Source organism: Marinoscillum sp. 108, assembly GCF_902506655.1.
Taxonomy (GTDB): Bacteria; Bacteroidota; Bacteroidia; order Cytophagales; family Cyclobacteriaceae; genus Marinoscillum; species Marinoscillum luteum.
Genome location: NZ_LR734817.1, coordinates 598,092 through 617,742, shown reverse-complemented (window position 1 = coordinate 617,742; position 19,651 = coordinate 598,092). Strand labels below are relative to the sequence as shown.

General features: G+C 45.4%; 17 protein-coding genes. 3 read left to right on the top strand and 14 right to left on the bottom strand.

The genetic code is table 11. The features are described 5' to 3' along the window. Window positions 1-148: 148 nt before the first annotated feature. The 11 genes from GV030_RS20150 to GV030_RS20100 all read right to left on the bottom strand — a co-directional run bounded on the left by GV030_RS20150 (window position 149) and on the right by GV030_RS20100 (window position 8,757). Window positions 149-976, bottom strand: a complete 828-nt coding sequence (locus tag GV030_RS20150; protein WP_159585156.1) for an ABC transporter permease — start codon at window positions 974-976, stop codon at window positions 149-151. Further along, complete coding sequence (locus GV030_RS20145) at window positions 973-1,866, bottom strand: ABC transporter ATP-binding protein (RefSeq protein ID WP_159585155.1); 894 nt, start codon at window positions 1,864-1,866, stop codon at window positions 973-975. The genes GV030_RS20150 and GV030_RS20145 overlap by 4 nt, the downstream gene beginning before the upstream one ends. Beyond that, entirely contained in the window at window positions 1,863-2,372 is a 510-nt protein-coding gene (locus GV030_RS20140) for a hypothetical protein (protein WP_159585154.1), read from the bottom strand. The genes GV030_RS20145 and GV030_RS20140 overlap by 4 nt, the downstream gene beginning before the upstream one ends. Further along, a complete protein-coding gene (locus GV030_RS20135) occupies window positions 2,362-2,880 on the bottom strand; it encodes a DUF4252 domain-containing protein (RefSeq protein WP_159585153.1) in 519 nt (172 codons plus the stop codon). Before GV030_RS20135 ends, GV030_RS20140 begins: the two co-directional genes overlap by 11 nt. A gap of 36 nt (window positions 2,881-2,916) precedes the next feature. Continuing rightward, the gene (locus tag GV030_RS20130; protein ID WP_159585152.1) at window positions 2,917-3,339 is read right to left on the bottom strand and encodes a hypothetical protein; all 423 of its coding nucleotides are present in this window, start codon (window positions 3,337-3,339) and stop codon (window positions 2,917-2,919) included. Then, a complete protein-coding gene (locus GV030_RS20125) occupies window positions 3,323-3,835 on the bottom strand; it encodes an RNA polymerase sigma factor (protein ID WP_159585151.1) in 513 nt (170 codons plus the stop codon). Before GV030_RS20125 ends, GV030_RS20130 begins: the two co-directional genes overlap by 17 nt. Before the next feature lie 169 nt (window positions 3,836-4,004). Continuing rightward, the gene (locus tag GV030_RS20120; RefSeq protein ID WP_159585150.1) at window positions 4,005-4,592 is read right to left on the bottom strand and encodes a hypothetical protein; all 588 of its coding nucleotides are present in this window, start codon (window positions 4,590-4,592) and stop codon (window positions 4,005-4,007) included. Between the two features lie 148 nt (window positions 4,593-4,740). Then, a complete protein-coding gene (locus tag GV030_RS20115) occupies window positions 4,741-5,364 on the bottom strand; it encodes a hypothetical protein (RefSeq protein WP_159585149.1) in 624 nt (207 codons plus the stop codon). A 29-nt stretch (window positions 5,365-5,393) separates the two neighbouring features. Next, window positions 5,394-5,846 carry a GNAT family N-acetyltransferase gene (locus GV030_RS20110; protein ID WP_221413415.1) on the bottom strand — a complete coding sequence of 151 codons (453 nt, stop codon included), beginning with the start codon at window positions 5,844-5,846 and terminating at the stop codon, window positions 5,394-5,396. A 119-nt stretch (window positions 5,847-5,965) separates the two neighbouring features. Next, window positions 5,966-8,410, bottom strand: a complete 2,445-nt coding sequence (locus GV030_RS20105; RefSeq protein ID WP_159585148.1) for a PspC domain-containing protein — start codon at window positions 8,408-8,410, stop codon at window positions 5,966-5,968. 5 nt (window positions 8,411-8,415) lie between these two features. After that, window positions 8,416-8,757 (bottom strand): PadR family transcriptional regulator, encoded by a 342-nt coding sequence (locus tag GV030_RS20100; protein WP_159585147.1) that lies wholly within the window; start codon window positions 8,755-8,757, stop codon window positions 8,416-8,418. A gap of 240 nt (window positions 8,758-8,997) precedes the next feature. On the opposite strand from GV030_RS20100, the gene GV030_RS20095 reads away from it, so the two are divergent. From GV030_RS20095 to GV030_RS20085, 3 genes are read left to right on the top strand one after another with little or no spacing between them, the layout of a single operon-like run. Next, entirely contained in the window at window positions 8,998-10,077 is a 1,080-nt protein-coding gene (locus GV030_RS20095; protein ID WP_159585146.1) for a PorV/PorQ family protein, read from the top strand. Then, a complete protein-coding gene (locus tag GV030_RS20090; RefSeq protein ID WP_159585145.1) occupies window positions 10,064-15,061 on the top strand; it encodes a C25 family cysteine peptidase in 4,998 nt (1,665 codons plus the stop codon). Before GV030_RS20095 ends, GV030_RS20090 begins: the two co-directional genes overlap by 14 nt. A gap of 60 nt (window positions 15,062-15,121) precedes the next feature. After that, window positions 15,122-16,810: a hypothetical protein gene (locus GV030_RS20085; protein WP_159585144.1), complete on the top strand. Its 1,689-nt coding sequence runs from the start codon at window positions 15,122-15,124 to the stop codon at window positions 16,808-16,810. A 78-nt stretch (window positions 16,811-16,888) separates the two neighbouring features. On the opposite strand, the gene GV030_RS20080 is transcribed toward GV030_RS20085, so the two are convergent. The 3 genes from GV030_RS20080 to GV030_RS20070 form a co-directional block, all read right to left on the bottom strand. After that, window positions 16,889-17,185: an SCP2 sterol-binding domain-containing protein gene (locus GV030_RS20080; RefSeq protein WP_159585143.1), complete on the bottom strand. Its 297-nt coding sequence runs from the start codon at window positions 17,183-17,185 to the stop codon at window positions 16,889-16,891. A gap of 15 nt (window positions 17,186-17,200) precedes the next feature. Further along, a complete protein-coding gene (locus tag GV030_RS20075) occupies window positions 17,201-18,268 on the bottom strand; it encodes a glutaminyl-peptide cyclotransferase (RefSeq protein ID WP_159585142.1) in 1,068 nt (355 codons plus the stop codon). A gap of 109 nt (window positions 18,269-18,377) precedes the next feature. Further along, the gene (locus GV030_RS20070; RefSeq protein ID WP_159585141.1) at window positions 18,378-19,649 is read right to left on the bottom strand and encodes a sodium:proton antiporter; all 1,272 of its coding nucleotides are present in this window, start codon (window positions 19,647-19,649) and stop codon (window positions 18,378-18,380) included. Between the last annotated feature and the right edge of the window lie 2 nt (window positions 19,650-19,651).

Here is a 19,651-nt window from a genome sequence, read left to right as displayed (position 1 = left end):
CTCTCCACTTACTAAGTAAGCAGTAGCCACAAGAACGACAATCAGAATTGCCAAGTTTCTGATGAGTCTTTTCGATTGGGTACTCATACGGTTGCGATTAGGTTGTTGGTATCTCAAATCTATAAAAAAGGATTGAGAAAAGAAATCACTACTTGAGGTCTCTCCTGTTCAGTAGAAAGAGAATCCCACTCAGATAGATGACCAACCAACCCGTGGCGATGAGGAGTGCCTTTATGGGTACGTTATCCACTATTTCCATGAATACGTACTTTGGGAAAGGCACCGGAATAAGCCCGTTGAGCGCTTTGATGGGTAGGAAAGGGGCTATCTCAGCCCAAAAAGTCCCCTTGAACCATGGAGATTCTTCCAGAATGAGCGCCAAAATGGGCTCGAACATCAGGGTGTATAGAAAGAGTAGCACGATCACAAAACCGGACTTCTTGATGATCAGTGAAAGGAGGAAGGCAAGTGAGCAGTACACCACGATATCAAAAAAGTAGGCGGCCAGAAATTCCAGTTCGTCCAGGATATACTGACTCCCCCACACATGAGAATAGATGGCCCCATTGATCATTCCAGACAGGAAGAGAAATAGGGTACTGATCAGGGCCAGAGCGGCGATAAAAAGTAATTTGCTGGCCAGGTATTCTTTTTTGCTGATTCCGTCAATGACATTTTGCCGAAGGGTATTATAGGCCTGATCATTATTCACAGAGATGATCACAATGAAGGCGAGAAGGACCTTAAGAAATGATCCCAGATAGGTGGTGTTTTGCCAGATGTCCGGAAAGTCGTAGATGGGTAAGATGGTTGGGTCTATCCCGTTAAAATCCGCACCTTTGGATTTCAAATACTCCAGCAAAAACATGCCGCCAAAGCAGATCACCAATAGTGCCAACACGTACATTCCTAAAAGAACCCAGAAGGTTTTGTAGTCCCTTATTTTAAGCCATTCCAGTTTGAGTGCCCTGATCATTTTTCTTTGAGTATTTTTAGAAATTCCTGCTCCAGAGAGCGGGTCTTGGTGAGTAGTTTTTTCAGTGTGATCCCCTGCTCAAAGCAATATTGGTTAATATCTGCGCTCTTTATCTCATCTGTGACTGTCAGGGTCAACTGACCATTGGCTCTGGTGACCTTGGTGATGTGGGTGTTACCGGCCAGAAGTGCTTCCAGCTTCTCCAGGTCTTCGGCTACCACTTCTATCTCATTGGTTTCACCCAGTATTTCGTCCACACTCCCCTCATGAAGCTTGTGACCTCTGCGGAGCACGCAGAAATGTGTGCACACTTTCTGTACTTCATCCAGTAGGTGGCTGGCCATAATGATGGTCTTTCCTTCTGCCGCTATGTGATGAATCAGTTGCCTAATTTCTGCAATTCCCTGAGGATCGAGTCCGTTGGTAGGCTCATCCAGGATGAGCACCGGAGGGTCTGCCAGGAGGGCTGCAGCAATGGACAGGCGCTGCTTCATACCCAGACTATAGTTTTTGAATCGGTCATCTTTGCGCTCGTAGAGCCCTACCTGCTCCAGCACCTGCTCTATCCTTGAGTCAGGGCACTGCTTGATGTGGGCAGTGATTCGCAGGTTTTGTACCGCAGTGAGGTAAGGATAAAAGCAAGGGGTTTCCAGGATGGCTCCAATTTGTTTTCTGGCGTCAATGGGAGACATGCCCCCGAACCATTTGTAGTGACCGGAAGTAGGGGCTACCACATCCAGTATCATCCCCAGGGTGGTGGTTTTTCCACTTCCGTTGGGGCCAAGGATGCCATAGACCTGTCCTTCTTCGATGGTCAGGTTGAGGTCAGAAACGGCCACAAATTTTCCGAAGTGCTTGGTCAGTCCGCTTATTTCGAGAGTGTTGCTCAATGTTCTTGGCTTGTGGGGTCTAAAAAATTAAACAGGTCTTCCTTTCTTAAGGTGTTGAGCAGCGTGGGGATTTTCTGCCAGGCGATGGTGCCACTCAGATAAAACGCCACCGCCAGTTCATCCTGTATCAGGTACCCAACGAAGGTGTTGGTACTGGCTTGCTCAGATCCGAGGATAGCCAGGGAAAGATCTCCGCCATAGGCCATGGCATACTCATCATACCCTAGCCTGGTATAGCCTTCTGCGATTTTGCGATAGCCTTTGTCGGCCCGGATGGCACTGTCCAGCATGTAGATGTACAGCTTGCTTACATCCTTCACCAACTCGTTGTATTCCTGATTTTTGGTGAGGTTGATCATCCGGAGTGTGCTGGGGTAGAAGACATATTTATGGTCGGTCCGGTCCTCTACCAGCGTTTTCAGGATGTCTTCCTGCGCAAAAAGGGGCTGAGTAGTCAGCCCCATAAGGATCATCAGGATCAAGTACTTCCCTGATTTATTTTTCATCTATTTTGCTAAGGTTTTCCAGACCATCTACTTTCATCGATTTGGCTATTTTAGAAATGCTTTTCAGATCGATCTCCCCATAGAGGCTGAGTAAGACAAATCGTTTTTTGCCTCCCACTACCATGAGCAGTTCTTCTATTTTTCCGGCTTTCTCTTTGATGGAGAATTTCATGTTTTCCTCTGCATCTTTCACGGACATGAGCTCTTCGTATCCAGCATTTTGAATATCGATCAGTACTTTGTTGTACATCTTGGCTGCATTGCCAATGCTATCCGCTACGATTATCTTGAGGCCTTTGAGTTTGCTCACCGCCTTCAGAAATTCATCCTCCGTGGCACTGCCCGTTTCCAGGTCTGTGAAAAGAGAGAACATTTTACTGCTCACCGAGACTTTGGTGAATGCTTCGTCATCGGCCAGTTCTGTAAAATACTTATTGACCACCGTTCCTTGAGCCATGAGGCTTACAGAAAACACGCTCAGAATGATTATTAATAGTCCTTTTTTCATGATTTGAGTATTTAAGTTTTTGAATGGCAGATATGCTTAGTTCTCACGAATGAGCTCTTCTGCTTTGTTGAGATTGTTAATTTCAGTCGAATAGGTTTTGCCTTCATTGAGTCCTGAGGAAACCATCAGCAGTGCTTTTCGGGTGATCTCAAAGGCTTCTTTGGGATCCTCCACAGCAAATTCACTTTGCTTACGGGCATCCTGTATCACCAGTACGGCGGCCATCAGTCCTATGGTCACCACTGCAGCCACTGACCATCTGGCTTTCCTTCCGGCGCGTCCCGGATGTGTGAATTTCACTTCCGGGTCTGCTTTCAGTCGGTTGAGCTCACGAAAGTAGGAACCCTCAGAAGTGAGAGACGGGTTTTCACGAAAGTGCTCCTTGAGCTCCGTTTCTTCCTGTATGGAAGTCTCACCGGCCCAGTACTTTTCAAGTAATCCTTTAATTCGCGACTCCATATGACTCTATTTTTTCCATTGAAGACCTGATTTTCGTTCGAGCTCGGTGTAGGGAAACCTTCACCTCACTCAGGTTCAGGGAAAGTACCTCAGCAATTTCCTGATAAGGCATCTCCTCTATCTCCCGAAGGTGATAAATTTCTCGCTGCTTCGGAGAAAGGGTGTCGAGTACCTTTTCCAGCCAATGCATTTGATCAGTCATCAAAGCCTGATAGTCTGCACTGTCATTGTTGGGTTGGTCCATTTCCTGATCCGAAATCACGGTAAACCGATTCGTTTTTACCCAGTCGTAACACTGGTTTCGGGTAATGCGCATTGCCCATGCCTCCGGGCTCTGTACACCTTCGAGCATTTGCCTTTTGGTCCAGATTTTAGCCAAACACTCCTGCACGACATCCTGTGCCAGCTCCGTCTCTTTCAAGATGGACTTAGCGTACCTGAACATTTTGCCAGTAGCCGGAATTATGTGCGTTTCGAAGAGTTGGTTTGGTGACATTCAAAAAGGAGACGCCCTGTTGAACCTAAAGTTACAGCGGATGGAAATAAAAAATGGAAACCTGTGAGAATGGGGGAGAACCTGATGGGAAGGTAGTCAGGTGAAGAAGTCGGCTTAAAAAAAAGCCGCTCCTGGTTGAAGGGAGCGGCCTGTAGCTGATTCTTAATATCTAGTAAAGTGGCACCAATTGCTCTAATTTGTCAATACCATCCTGCACAATTTGTACCCTGATTTCATAACCGTCAAACTGTGACATGTCTATGTTTTTGGTCATCATGCGGTCATTAGGCTCCCAATATAGCATCTTTAGCAGCTTATCATAATTGTCATAGATGAAGATGTTCATTGGGTTCATATTGTAGGAGGACACATTCACCATGAGGGTGGGGTAGTCTCTTTTCAGCGTGATGCTGGCATCCATGATTTCCTTTTCGCTTCGCAAGGCAATGGGCTCGGTGACAGAGGTGCCATCATATGAAATCACAAATTCGTATTCTCCGTTTTTCAGTTCTGTAAGTCCGAAAGGTTTAGAAAAACCCTTGGCGGTAAATGACTCTTCGATGAGTGTGGCCCCTCGTTTGTCCTGTAAGCTCACCTTTACCGTTCGGACCAGTGTATCGGCGAAGAATACAGTGTAGACTTTTTCAAGGTCATTTTTGTAAACCTTGATCATGGGCATTCTTGTCTGTTTTTCGGGATCGCTGGCAGATAGGCGCACAGTCACCAGCACAAGTATGGCGTAAAGTAAACTCTTCATTCTATTAGGTGGTTGGGCTGCAAAGAAATACAATAAGCGCATGCTTATGGCCATTCCCGTGGGTCAACTTGCGTTTAAATTGAAGAGTGGGAATAATGCAGCGGTGGATAGGAATCCCTGTTGGTTCCCGCCAAAACCGGATTTACTATTAAATATTGGCTTCTGCCTGATCCAGCAGGTATTTATAAGCTGAGAGCTCTTCCACCAGGTGGATTTCTGCCTGTACCGAATCCTTAAAGATGAGGTACTTGATGAGCACTTCTTCCTGGTCCCATTTCATTTGGAAACGGTTGAGGTGTTCGTTGATTCGCGCGCTGCCATCAGTTTTCAATACAATTTTCTCTGATTTCGAAATATCCCTTGTGGAATCATTGAGTGCTTTGAACTTGAAACTGCCATATGACTTCATGAGTTCCTGGCTGATGTCGCTTTCCAGATCGTATTTCTTTTTGCAAAGCATACCGTCTATGAAGTAGAGTGTGAGTCGGTTGACCTGCGAGTTTGAGACATAGAGCTCAGGGTTTTCCACAATATAAAACTCTGCCCGGTCTCCAAAGAATTTTCCATAGAGGTGTTCTTCCGCCACATTTACCTGACTTTTAGGAGTGCCGATCTCCACTGTGATAAGGCTGTAGGTAATGGCTTTGTCGTGATTGGCTTTTTTTCCTCGCTCGGTGAGTCCCTGACGATGGGGTTCTCTGGAGGTTTCAGGCTTGGAGCAGGACGTCAAAAGTATAATGATAACAGAGATTGAGGTGACAGTGAGTCTCATTGAGTCGAGGTTGGTAGCCTATAAATTTACTAAAAGTGTAATTTGAATCCCTCATGGCTGGCTACAAAACCATGGCGCTCATAAAACCTGATGGCATCCGGGCGTTTCTTGTCGGAGGTAAGCTGGAGCATTTTTACCCCTTTGCTTTTCGAGCGGTCTATGGCCCAGAGGATGATTTTTTCACCAATTTTTTGTCCCCGTTTATCTTTTCTCACCCGCACGGACTCGATCATGGATCTACTACCGCCCTGATAGTTGAGGTATTGTATAAATGTCATCTGGAAAGTGCCGATGATTTCTTCTGCTTCTACCACCACCATCAGTTCCTGATTGGGATCCTGATCTATGACCTCAAAAGCCTGATAATAGGACTGTGATAGAGGATCGGAAGGTTGTTCTCTTAGCTGGCCCAGTGGGTCATCGGCCAGTAATTGAATGATGGCGGGCAAGTCTGTTCGGGTAGCTTGTCTGAAGGAAATCATGTGCTCGGTTTTCTTGTTGGAGGAAAAATAGTGATTTCAAAAAAGAAAAGCCCCACAGCTAGACATCTGTGGGGCCAAAACAAACCGAAAGACTGTAATGATTCTATTTGTTTTTAGTCTTAGTCTCTATCTACGGAGCTAATGCCGTCTTCGTCGATTTTCACATTGCGGGTGCCTCTGTATTTGACCTTACTCACTCCCGCTGCTTCTATTTCGATTTCTTCACTGCCATTCACTTCAGCTTTGGAGGCGCCGATGGCGCTTACTTCCACCCGCCGGGCTAAGAAGTCAAAGGCTTCTAGTCGGGAAGCTCCCACGAGATCAGCATTAAGTTCTGCTGCCTCACCTCTCAGCTCCATGGTGGAGGCCCCTGTGAGTTGCACTTCGAGTCTTCGGGGAGTTACATTTACATACAAGTCGCAGGCTCCTGTAAGCTCCATGGTGATCTCATCATCATCAAAGCCTTTTACCTCGCCATCGGTATCCCCAATAACTTCGAGGTACTCAAGGTTGGGCATGGTGATAAAAATGCCCACTTTATTAGATCGTTTATCCTTCCACCATTCCCAGCTGTCCTCTTTGAATTTCACCTCTAGCCGATCGCCTACCTGATTGAGATATACTTCGTCCAGGTCATCGTCATTACCCTTTACGGTCACCTGCCATTCGTCACCCTGTCTGATATCCACATCAAAGAAGGAAGCTATTTTCACTTCATCAAAATCTTCGAAAGGGTAGTCTATTTTCTCAGATCCGGAGTATGAAGCACTTTTTTCGCTTCTGTTCATCTCTTTGTCAAAGCTCTTGGAGGATCGGTCGGGACAGGTCAGACATTTAATCCCATCTTGCTCAAACACCCAGTCATTGCCCTCCATCTGATATGGTCGGTATCCATTGATGTGGAGTGTGTTGATCAGGATTTCTTCCAGATCTTCTTCCATTCTAAAGGTTTTCCCAAAAGGGATGTAGAAGTAAGCCTTAACATTTTGAAATCTGTACGGCGTCTCATTCGGGAAGGTGATTTTGGAATCAAAATAAAAATCATCTCCTTTTTGTTCCACTTTGTATTCAATGGTCTGAGCATTGGCCTGGGCATCACGTTTGCTTTTGCCCCGGCTTTCTATGTTTAGGAGTAGCTGGTAGGTACTATCCTCATGCCCTCTCAGGCGCAGATCCACCGCATCAAAAGTATCAAGGCCTAAATCATTCAGTCGCAGGGTGGGAGTGGCAGCGGTTACCGGATAGGTTTTGTCTACCCTCAGGTCATCTTCCACCGCAAATTCCTGAACAAATCTTGGTACAGTAAAGGCGGCAAAAATGAGTGCTACAATCCACAATGTGAACAATGACCAGCCCACGTAAGCATTAGCAACTCTTCTTTTCAAAATAATCACCAATCCCAATAGACTCACTGCAAGTGCCGGAATGAACATTACGATAAAGACTGAACCGATGGACCATCCATCCAGAGATCTTTGAATAAGTTCTATAGGAAAGTCCGAAATGCGGACATAGTTTTCCCAGCCTCCAATGCCCAGAATCCCGAAGATGGCTACTATGAATCCGATCATTGTAGAAACTCCGAAGATAACCAGCAACACCCCAAAGGCGATGCGGATGAGTTCGGCCAGAAAGCGAAGCACCGGCCCCAATACCCGACCAATGCCACTGATAATCAGGGCAATCAGACGGAAAGGGAATAGCAGTACCTTCACCAATGGGCTTTCTTCGCCCTCTTTTACATTGAGACCTTTTTTTACGTTTTCCTCAATATTGGAGAGGGTAACGGGCTCTCCCTGCATCTGCATTTTCTCGGTGATGGTTTTGGCCTCAGGCGAAATGATCCATAAGATGATGTATGCGACTATACCCGCTCCACCAAGAAATATAGAAAGCACGAATAAGAGCCTGATCACCGTGGTATCTGTACCAAAGTAGGAAGCGATACCACTGGCCACACCCCCTAAGACTCGTTCATCTGAATTTCTGAACAGTTTTTTTACTTTCTGATCTTCCTCCAGTGTTTCATTGGGGGGTAATACAATCCACAAAATGATATAGGCCAAAAAGGTGGCCCCGCTGAGTCCGCCAAGGAATACATTGATGAACAGCAGTACGATCAGTAGCCTGATCCATAAGGGGTCGATCCGGAAGTAATGCGCAATACCGGCAGCTACACCACCCAGGATTTTTCTTTTCGTATCCCGGTAGAGTCTCTTAGAGCCAGAAGGGGCAGGTTCTTCTGCCTTGGGCTCCTCATGAGCTGAGGAGGATTTTGATTCTTCTGGCTCTGCTTCTATGGTGGCTTCAAAGTCGCGGGTGGTACCCATGGTGGCTATCAGTTCTTCCACATCTTCCAGATTGACCGTCTGGCGGCCATCCGCAAGTTTGGAAAGAAAGATCTCTGCGATCCGGCTTTCTATATCAGCAATGATTTCACCACTGTCCTCAAAAGTGGAGAAGTACCTATTGACAGAATCAAGATAATTTTTCAGTTTATCATAGCCATCTTCCTCTATGTGAAAGATGATGCTACCGATGTTTATGCTTACAGTCTTCTTCATGATTTTTATTTTGAGTTCTTGTTCACAGAGATGATTCGTCCTGTGGATGATACCAGTTCTTCCCAGGTCTGATCCAGGCCACTTAGAAAGGAGGTGCCTTCTTCAGTGAGGGTATAGTATTTTCGGGGTGGTCCGGAGTTGGACTCCACCCATTTATAGTCTACCAGGCCGGCCTTCCTGAGCCGGGTGAGTAGCGGATAGAGGGTACCTTCCACTACCATGATCTTTGCTGAGGTAAGCTCTTCGAGCATATCAGAGGCGTATACCTCTCCTCGTGCGATGATATGGAGAATGCAAAACTCCAGAATCCCCTTTCGCATCTGTACTTGTGTGTTTTCAATGTTCATTTTCCATGAGTTTATGAGTTTCCCGCGTCACGACTGATAGTGTATACGGAAAGGTACTATGCATGGCCGAGTACCTAGTAAGAAATATTACCGAACCTTGCGATATTCTTCAAAAAAATATATTTAAACTTGGAAAAATTATATTTAATCGAAATTATGGGTGTTTAACTCAGAGTATTGTCACCTTTGTCTTCAAGAAGCTCAAGTCTTCATCTAAATTAGAGGAACAAATAACGGTCAATGGGAAAAGGCGTTTTCGTTTTCATTTTTGGTATGCTTTGCAGCATCGTTTTACCTGCTCAGGATAACACGCCTAAATACAGCAATGAGTTTTTGAACATAGGGGTGGACGCGCGGGCTTTTGGTCTTGGGTTGAGTATGGTCTCACACACCGCCGATGCATCCTCAGGTTATTGGAATCCTGCCGGACTCTCCAAAATGGAACCCGATCATCAACTAGTGCTCATGCACTCTGCTTACTTTGCGGGTATTTCCAACTACGATTACGGAGCTTTTGCCACCCGCCTGGATGATAGTTCTGCACTGAGTGTTTCGGTTATTCGGTTTGCTGTGGACGACATTGCTGATACCCGACTTCTTTTTGATGCCAACGGGTCAGTGAACTATGATAACATCCGGTTTTTTTCAGCGGCAGACTATGCTTTTTTGATCTCTTACAGTCGGCGACTCAGGGTACTGGGAGGGTTGGATGTAGGGGGGAGTGTTAAAGTCATTCGTCGGATTGTTGGTGATTTTGCAGGATCCTGGGGGTTTGGAATGGACGTTGGCTTACAGAAAACCTGGAAATCATGGAATTTTGGATTGATGGGACGTGATCTTTTTGGTACGTTCAACAGCTGGTCTATAGCAGATGAGGAATTGGCTGAGGTTTATGCCCAGACCGGGAATGAACTTTACAGCAGATCCCTGGAGGTGACATTGCCCAGGGTGATATTGGGGGCATCCAGAACACTTAGTTTTCTGGATCAATTTTCATTGATGACTTCTCTGGATCTGGTCACTACTACGGACGGGAAAAGAAACACACTGATCAGAACGGAGTCCTTTTCGGTAGATCCGTCACTGGGCGTGGAACTGGGTTATAAGCAGCTGGCGTTTTTGAGGGGTGGAATAGGACAGTTTCAGCAGATTAAAGATTTTGATGGTAGCCAGTCGTGGACTTTTCAACCGAACGTAGGCATTGGACTTAAAATACAGGAAGTGGCCATTGATTACGCATTCACAGATATCGGTGATCAGGCAGCAGGACTTTATTCACATGTTTTTTCAATCAAAGTGGACTTCAATGTGGTGGACTAGAGTTTTTTTGTTGGGGGGGTGCATCTTGTTGGGCTTGACGGTAAACGCACAGACCTTTGGCAATGAATGGATCAATTACGAGCAGAGCTACTACAAAATCAAAATAGCCAAGGACGGGGTGTATAAGGTTACAGCTGATGAGCTGGCCATTGCAGGTGTGCCTGTTGCCAATATTGCCGTGAATAGATATCAGCTCTTTCGCCGTGGCGAAGAAGTGGCCATAGCCACTCAGGACACCAACAACGATGGGAGGTTAGATTCCTTTGAGTTTTATGGTAAGAAAAGCGATGGAAAGGCAGATACAGAGCTCTATGTGTCTCCAGAGGCACAACCACATACCTATTACAATTTATTTTCAGATACAGCGACTTACTTTCTCACCTGGCATCTGACCAATACAAGTGGGAAGCGAATGGAATTCTCAAGTATCAAAGACGCCACAGGTCTGACTGCTACGCCCTACCATACGGATAGCCAGTTGAAACTTCAGGTAGGCACGTACGCCACGGGCCTGCGCTATGGCTCTACCAATGAGATCCTCTCAGCCAGGTATGATTACGGAGAAGGATGGACAGGTAGTAATATTTCGAAGAATGCTTCTAATACGTTTAACTATACTTTGAGCAATGTGGAAACCACTGGCCCCAAGCCAGTGCTCGAACTGGTACTTATAGGGGTCAGTAGTTTTGAGCATGTAGTGGACATTCGTGTGGGTAGAAATACCAATAATTTGAGAACCCTTGCCACGGTAACCTTTGATGCCCGATATCACAAATATTATAGTGGAGCCCTTGAGTGGAGTGATGTGGGTACTTCAGGAGAGTTGATGGTTCAGGTTACTCCCAAGGGGCTGTCAGGACAAACAGATGTGATCAGTGTGTCATACGTCAAAGTAGACTATGCTCAGAAATTTAATCACACCAGTGGTGCTAAAACATACAACATTGGGTCAACCGGTGCTCAAAGGGGGTATGTGAAAGTACCCACAAGTGTGGCGTCTTCTCTTCGTGTGTTTGATATTACCAATCCTGTGGCACCAAAGTCCCTGGCCACCACTGCCTTTGCAGACAGGCTGGAGTTTGTTTTTCCGGACCTGACCATTGATCGGGTGTTGCATGCGTTTGAAGCTCCGGCCGCTGTGCCTTCCATTTCAAAGGCCACTCTCACCCCATTAGCAGTTACCAGTGCCAACTATCTACTGGTCACACATCCTAAGCTCGATCAGCTGGTGGATGGTATGAATCCGGTGACCGCTTATGTCAACTATCGTAAAAGTTCGGCCGGAGGCGGCTATGATGTACTGAAAGTAGAGATCTCCAGTCTTTTTGATCAGTTTAATTATGGGGACCCCTCTCCATTAGCGATCAGAAATTTTGTGGGATATGCCCTCAATTCCGGCGCCCCACAGTACCTCTTTCTGATCGGAAAGGGAACCACTGTCAACCATAAGTACTACCGCAATAACCCCCAAACGACAAGTTTGACTCACTATGTGCCCACTTTTGGCTATCCGGGGTCTGACCTGCTCTTCAGTGTAGATACTCAAGCTGGAAACCTGGCTCCTCAGGTGGCCACCGGGCGTTTGAATGCCCTGAATAGTGGAGATGTGAAGGCCTATCTCGATAAAGTAATGGAAATGGAAGCTGTTCCATATGATCAGTTGTGGCGGAAGAATCTGATCCACCTGAGTGGGGGACAGACAGCAGGGGAGTTGAGATCATTCGAAAACTATATTCTCAACTTCAAATCGATTGCCGAGCGGGATTTTCTTGGAGGCAAGGCGTCCAACATTAACAAAAACAGTACGGATGCAGTGAAAGTCATCAACGTGGCTCAGGAAGTCAATCAGGGGGTAAGTTTGATTACCTTTTTCGGACACTCCAGTAGCATCGTTACAGATATAGAGATCGGCAGGGCCTCCAACCCGGCAGATGGATATACCAATAAAGGAAAATATCCGGTGATCCTGGTCAATGGTTGCAACGCGGGTGAAATCTTCACCACCAGCCTCACTTTTGGAGAAGATTGGATGAGAACGCCGAATGCCGGGGCTCTCGCGGTGATGGCCAATTCAGATTTTGCACTTTCTTCCAGCCTCAAACGATGGTCTGATCTTTTCTATCAATTTGCTTTTGCAACTGACGAAACATTTGGCCGATCTCTGGGAGAACTGACGAAACTGGTTTCCGAGAGGTTTTTGGAGGTTTACGGTACGGGTGGCACTGAGCAGTCTCAGGTGTACCAAACCGTATTGCAGGGTGATCCGGCAGTGAAAGTGTTCGGCGCCCAGTCGCCAGACTATGAAATTCAAACCTTAGAAACTTATGCCTCAGCATTTGGCCAGGAGAGAGTACTGTCCAATGCCGATAGCTTTCAGATTAATATCCCGGTGAGAAACTACGGGCGCTCTGTCAAGGATTCGCTGAAGATCACGATCCAAAGGACTTTTCCGGACGGCTCTCAGGAGACTGTAAGTCGCTATTTCGAAAGGGTATTGAGGCAGGATACCCTCAGTTTTACCCTCTACAACGATCTGGAGAGCTCCAATGAGGGCACGAATACTTTTCTTATTCAGCTGGATCCGGATAATGACGTGACCGAACTCAATGAAGGGAATAATACGTCCAATTTTGAGCTGTTTATCCCCAAAGGGAATACGATTCCGTTGTATCCTGTCGACTATTCTATTATCGCTGAGCCTGTGACCAGGTTGCTTTGGCAGTCGGCCAATCAGCTGGAGCAAAACCGTGTGTATTCATTGATGGTGGATACTACTGCCACCTATAATAGTCCTTTTCTGAAAAATGAATCGCTTGAAGGAGGGCTGCTGATGAGCTATCCGCTGGATCTTACTTCAGCTCCTGATAGCACCACGGTCTACTGGCGCACGAGGTTTTCGGAAGCACGGGATAATGAAGACACCTCGTGGGTGGAGTCGTCATTTACGCTGGTGGATGATGCTGCGGAGGGCTGGGCGCAGGTGGGAGCCTATCAGTTTGAGAAGGATCCATTACATGGGGTTAGTTATGACGTGAATAGTAAGAAACTAAGTTTTCAGGAGACAAAAACGGGCATTCAAATCAATACACATGGTGTCGACAGCCCCAATGAATACGTGGATTATCAGGTGATTGTGGATGGAATCAATCTGCTCCTCACAGACAATGCCGCCGACCCTACCTGCAAAAGACTGAACGCCATTAATGCGGTGGTATTTGATAAAGAGTCAGCGCAGCCATATAGGCCGTTTGGTTTCCTTGGTACAGATGTTTATGATGATCTGGTCTGCGGACGTCTGCCACAAATGATTCATAATTTTAATGAAAGTCAGGTGTTGGGTAGTACCCGGTACCTTGATAGCATTGTCTCTGTGATTGACAATGGAGACGTGGTGTTGCTGTTTTCTTTTGACTATGTAGCGTTTTCCAAATGGGATGCACAGATAAAATCTTCTCTGAACAACATTGGCATTGCCAATGCCACTATTGAAGGACTGACCGACGGACAGCCGGTCATCTTTCTGGGTAGGAAAGGAGACCCTGTCGGAAGTGCCGTGGTGGTGACTTCTGATGGAAGTGCCGTTCCGTTAAAATCTCAGGCGATAGAGCTGGTGGGGCTGGTGACCGGAAAGTTTACTTCAGGAAGCCTCAGTTCCACGCTGATAGGCCCTGCCAAAAGGTGGCAGAGCTTTCATTATGAGGTAGATGGCGAACCAAACGATAGTTGGCAGTTCAGTGTGACGGGCGTATCACCCACTGGTCAGAAGGATTTGATTTTTTCTGGTAGCAGATCCACAGAGATAGATGTCTCCGAATTGGATGCAGATCTATATCCTTACATGACGCTTAATTTTGCATTTGCAGATGATGCTGACCAAACCCCGCCTAACCTAAGAAGCTGGGGGGTCAACTACGAATATCCGGCAGAGGGGATTTTGGTACCTGAGGATTATGAGATTAAAGAGGTGGCTGAAGGCGCTGGTTTTAGCAGAAATTATTTGTTCACCAATATATCCAATGCTGTGTTTACAGATTCATTGAATGTGCAGGTGGCGGTGACTAATGTGACCAGTGGAAATCGTGAGTCTGAAAATTACCGGGTGGCCGCACCGGCACCTGGAGATACCACCAGGATAGAGGTGATAAAAAATACGCGTGGCAGAACGGGTTATAATAACGTCCTTGTGAGTGTGCAGGCCTCTGAAACGGAGCTCTACACTGTGAATAATATGGTGAATCAGCTGAATGCCCTTCTGGTGACTGAGGATAAGATCAATCCGGTGCTCGATGTGACCTTTGATGGGGGGTATATTTTGGATGGAGATATCGTGTCGCCTACACCGAGTATCCTGATTCGGTTCAAGGACGACAATGAGTTTTTGTATAAAGATGATACCTCCGGGATCACCATTGAGTTGAAGTCTCCATGTGAGGCCTGCGATTACGAGCGGGTGAGCTTTGCCAACCCCAAAGTGACTTATACCCCGGCCAGTGAGTCTGAAGATTTCGAAATCAACTATATGCCTGGCCCACTGGAGGATGGGGTTTATGCCCTTCGGGTGCAGGGAACGGATGAGAGTGGCAATCAGTCAGGTGAGTACCCATATGAGATCTCGTTTGAGGTGATCAATGAGTCTACCATCACACATTTCTACCCTTACCCCAATCCCTTTTCTACCCAGACCAGGTTTGTTTTTACCCTTACGGGGAGCACTATGCCCGACCGTATCAAAATTCAAATCATGACGGTGACAGGCAGGGTGGTGCGTGAAATCACCCAGGATGAAATAGGCCCCTTACGAATAGGAAATAACATCACCCAATACGCCTGGGATGGACGGGATGAGTATGGTGATCAGCTGGCCAATGGAGTCTACCTCTACAAGGTGTTCATTCGCCAGAACGGAGAGCAGATAGAGCACAGAAATACCAACGCCGACCGGGCTTTTAAGCACGGTTTTGGCAAGCTTTATATTTTGAGGTGAACAGATCTAGATAGGTTAGATTTTGGTATTCCCAAATTTGATGATAACGAAAATGGCTAAATGATGGGAATTAGTAAGGGTGTGATGCTTAGATTTAGTGATCTTTTTAATGATCGACCTCCAGACCCAAGGAACCTATTAGATGGATTGTCGGAGAACACTCTTTTAAAAATTGGGCCATCACTTATTGCATATGATTGGAGGGATGAATGTAAATCAAATCCAGTTTCTATTTTCATTCATTTTTTGGGTAAGGACCATCCGGAACTCGGACCGATATTAGCTAGATTTAGAAGGCTGGATCAAAAAATCAACTGGAGAATTGTTAATCCATTTGCTTCATTAACTCTATTTCAGGATTTAGTTGAAAAGGGTCATTCACAAGGTGAGCTTGATTCAAATACTGTCAATTTTAATATTCTACTTTACTATTTGCTCATCAATGAACTTATGGTGTCCACGTATGATACTAAGGTTTTAGAATCCACAGAAAATATAGTGCCAATGGGAGTCAAAGGGGCTGCTATGTACCTTAGCCAATCGTTGAGAGATAACGACTTTACTAATTATAGTATTGAAGGGATTTTTGGGGCTTCATTGATCAAATCATTTAAATTCTTTGAATTCATCGAGAGAGACGATTTTTTGAAACCACATCTTCAAGGAATTTTAGAGAATTACAACATTGAAACTTGGCGCCAATATTTATTTCAGTTGATTGGAATTATCCAATTTGCGATTAATCAACCAAGCCCTGCTCACTTCATTAAAATTAGTTTTGATCCGATTCAAGCTAACTCACTTTTATTCGAGGATTTCTATTTCAAGGGTAAAGAACATGAAGATGTGGATTTTGTTACTTTGAGATCTAAGCCTCTAATTAGGGAAGGCGAGTCTTCTTTTATCATTGTGTTTGACCTTTTCTTAGCTGAGAAATTATTCAAAGGGATCTACTGGCTTTTCAAAAGTAGAATGCCCGATAAACAATCCCATGATATACTGAAACAAAAAGTTTCCTTTGACTTCTCTGAGAAATCATTAACATATGATGTTCTTGATCGTATTTTTGCCACACATTTCAATGTCCACGGAGAAGATATCAAAATCAAAGGGTTCACGGACTATTATTCCCGAAAGGGTTCAGAGATTCTATTGTTTGAGAGTAAGGATGTTTTAATTAACAAACTCATAAAGTCCTCTGGAGATTGGGAGCAAATTGAAGCTGATTTAAAGCTGAAATTTCTTGTTAATAAAAAAGGCGAAAGAAAAGCGATAAGAGAATTACTTCAAAGCGTCAAACTTGTATTATCCAATTCTGCTCAAATTGATCCGAATTTGGAGAATTTAGATAAACTGGTATTCTATCCAATAATAATCGTCCATGATAGAGTTTTTGATTTGATCGGTTTGAACACCATCTTAAATTATTGGATGTACCAAGAGATGGAGTCTGACAACGAGTGCAGCCCAATCAAAAATAGGATCAGAGGAGTAACATTAATTAATATAGATACTCTAATAGTCAATGCAGATGTCATTAGAGAAAATCCGGAGATTTTTCTTAAATCTATACGCAAACTCCAAGACGACTATAGAATTTATGCATCACCTCTGAGACTACCAATATCTGAAGACCAAGTATATCAGGCTCTCTACCCATTTTCTTGGTGTTTAGAGGAACAGATACCTGAAAACACTAAACGGTCCCCGAAGGATTTTCTTGAAACTGCAATGAGATTATTTGATTAAAACTAGATTTTTGTATCTGGATGTGATGACCTGACGGCTATCTGAAGTCATCACGTCCAGAGGGATTTTATCTTGTCATCAAAACAATGAGGCTAGTTTCATGGCCACCCCTTTATCGCCATCAATTTTCATTTTTCCACCCATAAAGGCCATCATCGGATTGAGGTTTCCGTGCATCATTTTATCAAAGTTTTCCAGAGATAATTTGATGGTGCAGGAAGCGTCGAGCTCCTCATTGGACACCATGGTGGGGCTTACAGTGTCATCGAGGTGGATCAAACCCTCGTCAAATTTGAAGTTAATTTTGGCTTTTACTTTTCCACCATTGTTGGCGGCCAGTTTCTTTACTTTTTCGGTAGCTTCAGATAGGGTCATGTTGTGTTGTTAAGATTAGTTCTTTGGTTTAAAGGTAACTTCAAAAAGTTTAGGCCAGAGCTTGCCAGTCACATATGTACGCCCTGTAGCCGCATGATGTGCAATACCATTCAGTGCATCGATCTCCCGGGGATTAAACTGACTCGACAGACCTGTCATATCTATATTTCGTAGCACTTTGCCTGTTTTTGGATCAATCACCACAATGAGGTCTTCCATATATACGTTGGCATAGATAAGGCCATCAATAATTTCCAATTCATTGAGGTTCACTATTTTTTCATCATGCGTATACACCTCAAGTCGTCCGGTTTCTGAGAAGTCCCTGGGGTCGAGCAGGTGAAGCACCTCGGTGCCATCACTTACCACCAGAGTATTGTTCAGAGTAGTAACTCCCCAACCTTCATGGGTATAATGAAAGGTGTTGGTCTGCTCCAGCGCCCGGTTGTATACAAAGCCCACCTGAGAAGTCCAGGTAAGCTGAATGATCTGATTTTCCCAAACGGTACTTCCTTCGCCAAAGTATTGACTGGATAGGTTCACGGTTTGATATTTCTCAGCGGTGAGTAGGTTGGTTTTACTCAGCCTGGAGAGTCCTTCTCGCCCTGTGCTCTCCACCAGGGTGTCATCCAAGAAAAACAGGCCCTGTACATAGGCTTCCGGGTCGTGGGGGAGTTCTCGAATCACTTCGTAGGTGTAGGCTTCAGGTTGCGTATCTGAAAAGAAGCGAATTTTCGGATAGTGAGTTTCTGTGGTTCCGTTGGTATACACAGTCACCCGAAGTTTTTGAGTCCCGGTTTTGGCCTGATCGGCGGTCCATTGAAAGTTCGGCTCCTGATAGGTTTTGGCTTGTCCTTCGTAGTCCAGCACGATGGAGTCGATTGTTTCTTTTGATTCTATCGAAAAATCTACAGCATCACCCAGGAGGTACTCCGAGTTCACTTTGGGAGCCACCAGTTTGCTGTGCTTTTTGATTCGTGGGGAGCCATGACTGGCCTCCGCATTTTCCTTTTCTCCGCTACAGGAAAACAAGCTTATAAGTAAGGCCAAGGCGAATGCTATGAATGTGTAGGTCGTTTTCATGAGCCGGTAAAATTAGTATAATTACCCAATAAATGCGGAAGGCAGTACGGACTACAAGAACAAACGAACCTTAAGGTATTTGGATACTGAAAAGGCGATGCTATCAGACCTAGTGTCCGTGGACTTTGCGCTCTTTCTTTTCAGTAAAGTTCATTTTCATCAACAAAGGTACCGTAAGGCCCTGGTAGAGCACGGAGCAGGCCACCACAATGTAGGTCATGGTGACGATGATATCCTTGCCATGAAAATCTGACAATGAAAGCGAGAGTGCAATGGGCAGACCTCCCCTAAGGGCACCCCAGGTGAGCACCGGGATTGTACTGGGCGAAAAAGACCGCTTGACTGACATCAGCTTGATTGGGATGTAAACACTGATCCATCTTCCCAGCAGTACAATATTGACAGCAAAGAACCCCGCTGAGAAATAATCCAGCCTTCGCGGGATCACCAGCATTTCCAGTCCGATGAGTACGAAGAGCATCGCTGCGAGCGATTCCTCCATCAGGTTCCAGAATTTAAAAACATAATCTCCTGCCGCACTGGTTACGTGCTCACCTCGCCCTTCATTACCAATGACCAGTCCCATGACCACTGCCGCTTGCTTGGACGACACATGTATAAAATCCGCGAGAAATGAACCCGCCATGACGATGGCCAGAGTTATAAGAATTTCTACCTCTACTGCATCGTTGTCTACATATTTCAGTAGTCTGTATCCCAGATAACCCAGGAAAAGCCCGATGAAGATTCCTCCACCAATGTCGGCACCAATGATATAAACAGTTTCAAATACCGAGAGGGCATGATCTTCGCCCGCATGGGCTATGTCCAGCAGGGTAAGTGCCAGCACAACGGCCATACCATCATTGAAGAGAGACTCCCCGGCAATCTTGATTTCAAGCTCTTTATCCAGGTTGAACCTTCTGATGGTTTTGGTAACCGCTATGGGGTCTGTTGGGGAGATCAAGGCTCCAAATACCAGACAATAGAGATAATGCAGTTCTATGCCCACAAACTCGAGCATGTAGAAGACTAGGGTTCCAATGACAAAAGTGGAAATCAAAACACCCGTGGTAGCCAGTATCAGTACGGGGGTGCGTTGTTTGGATAGCTTCTTAAAATCTATGTTTAAGGCCCCAGAGAACAGCATGAAGGAGAGTACCACATGATACAGCACTTCTGCGTAATCGTACTCTTCGAGCTCCACAGCTCCAATCTGAAGACTGGGAAAAATCAAACCCACAATCAAAATGATCACAGACAGCACGATCGCCATGATCATAAGACCTATGGAAGACGGTAATTTCAGGAAGTAGGTATTGACAAATATGAAGAGCCCTGCGAGAAAAATGAAAAGGGCAATAATATCAAATACGTGCATAA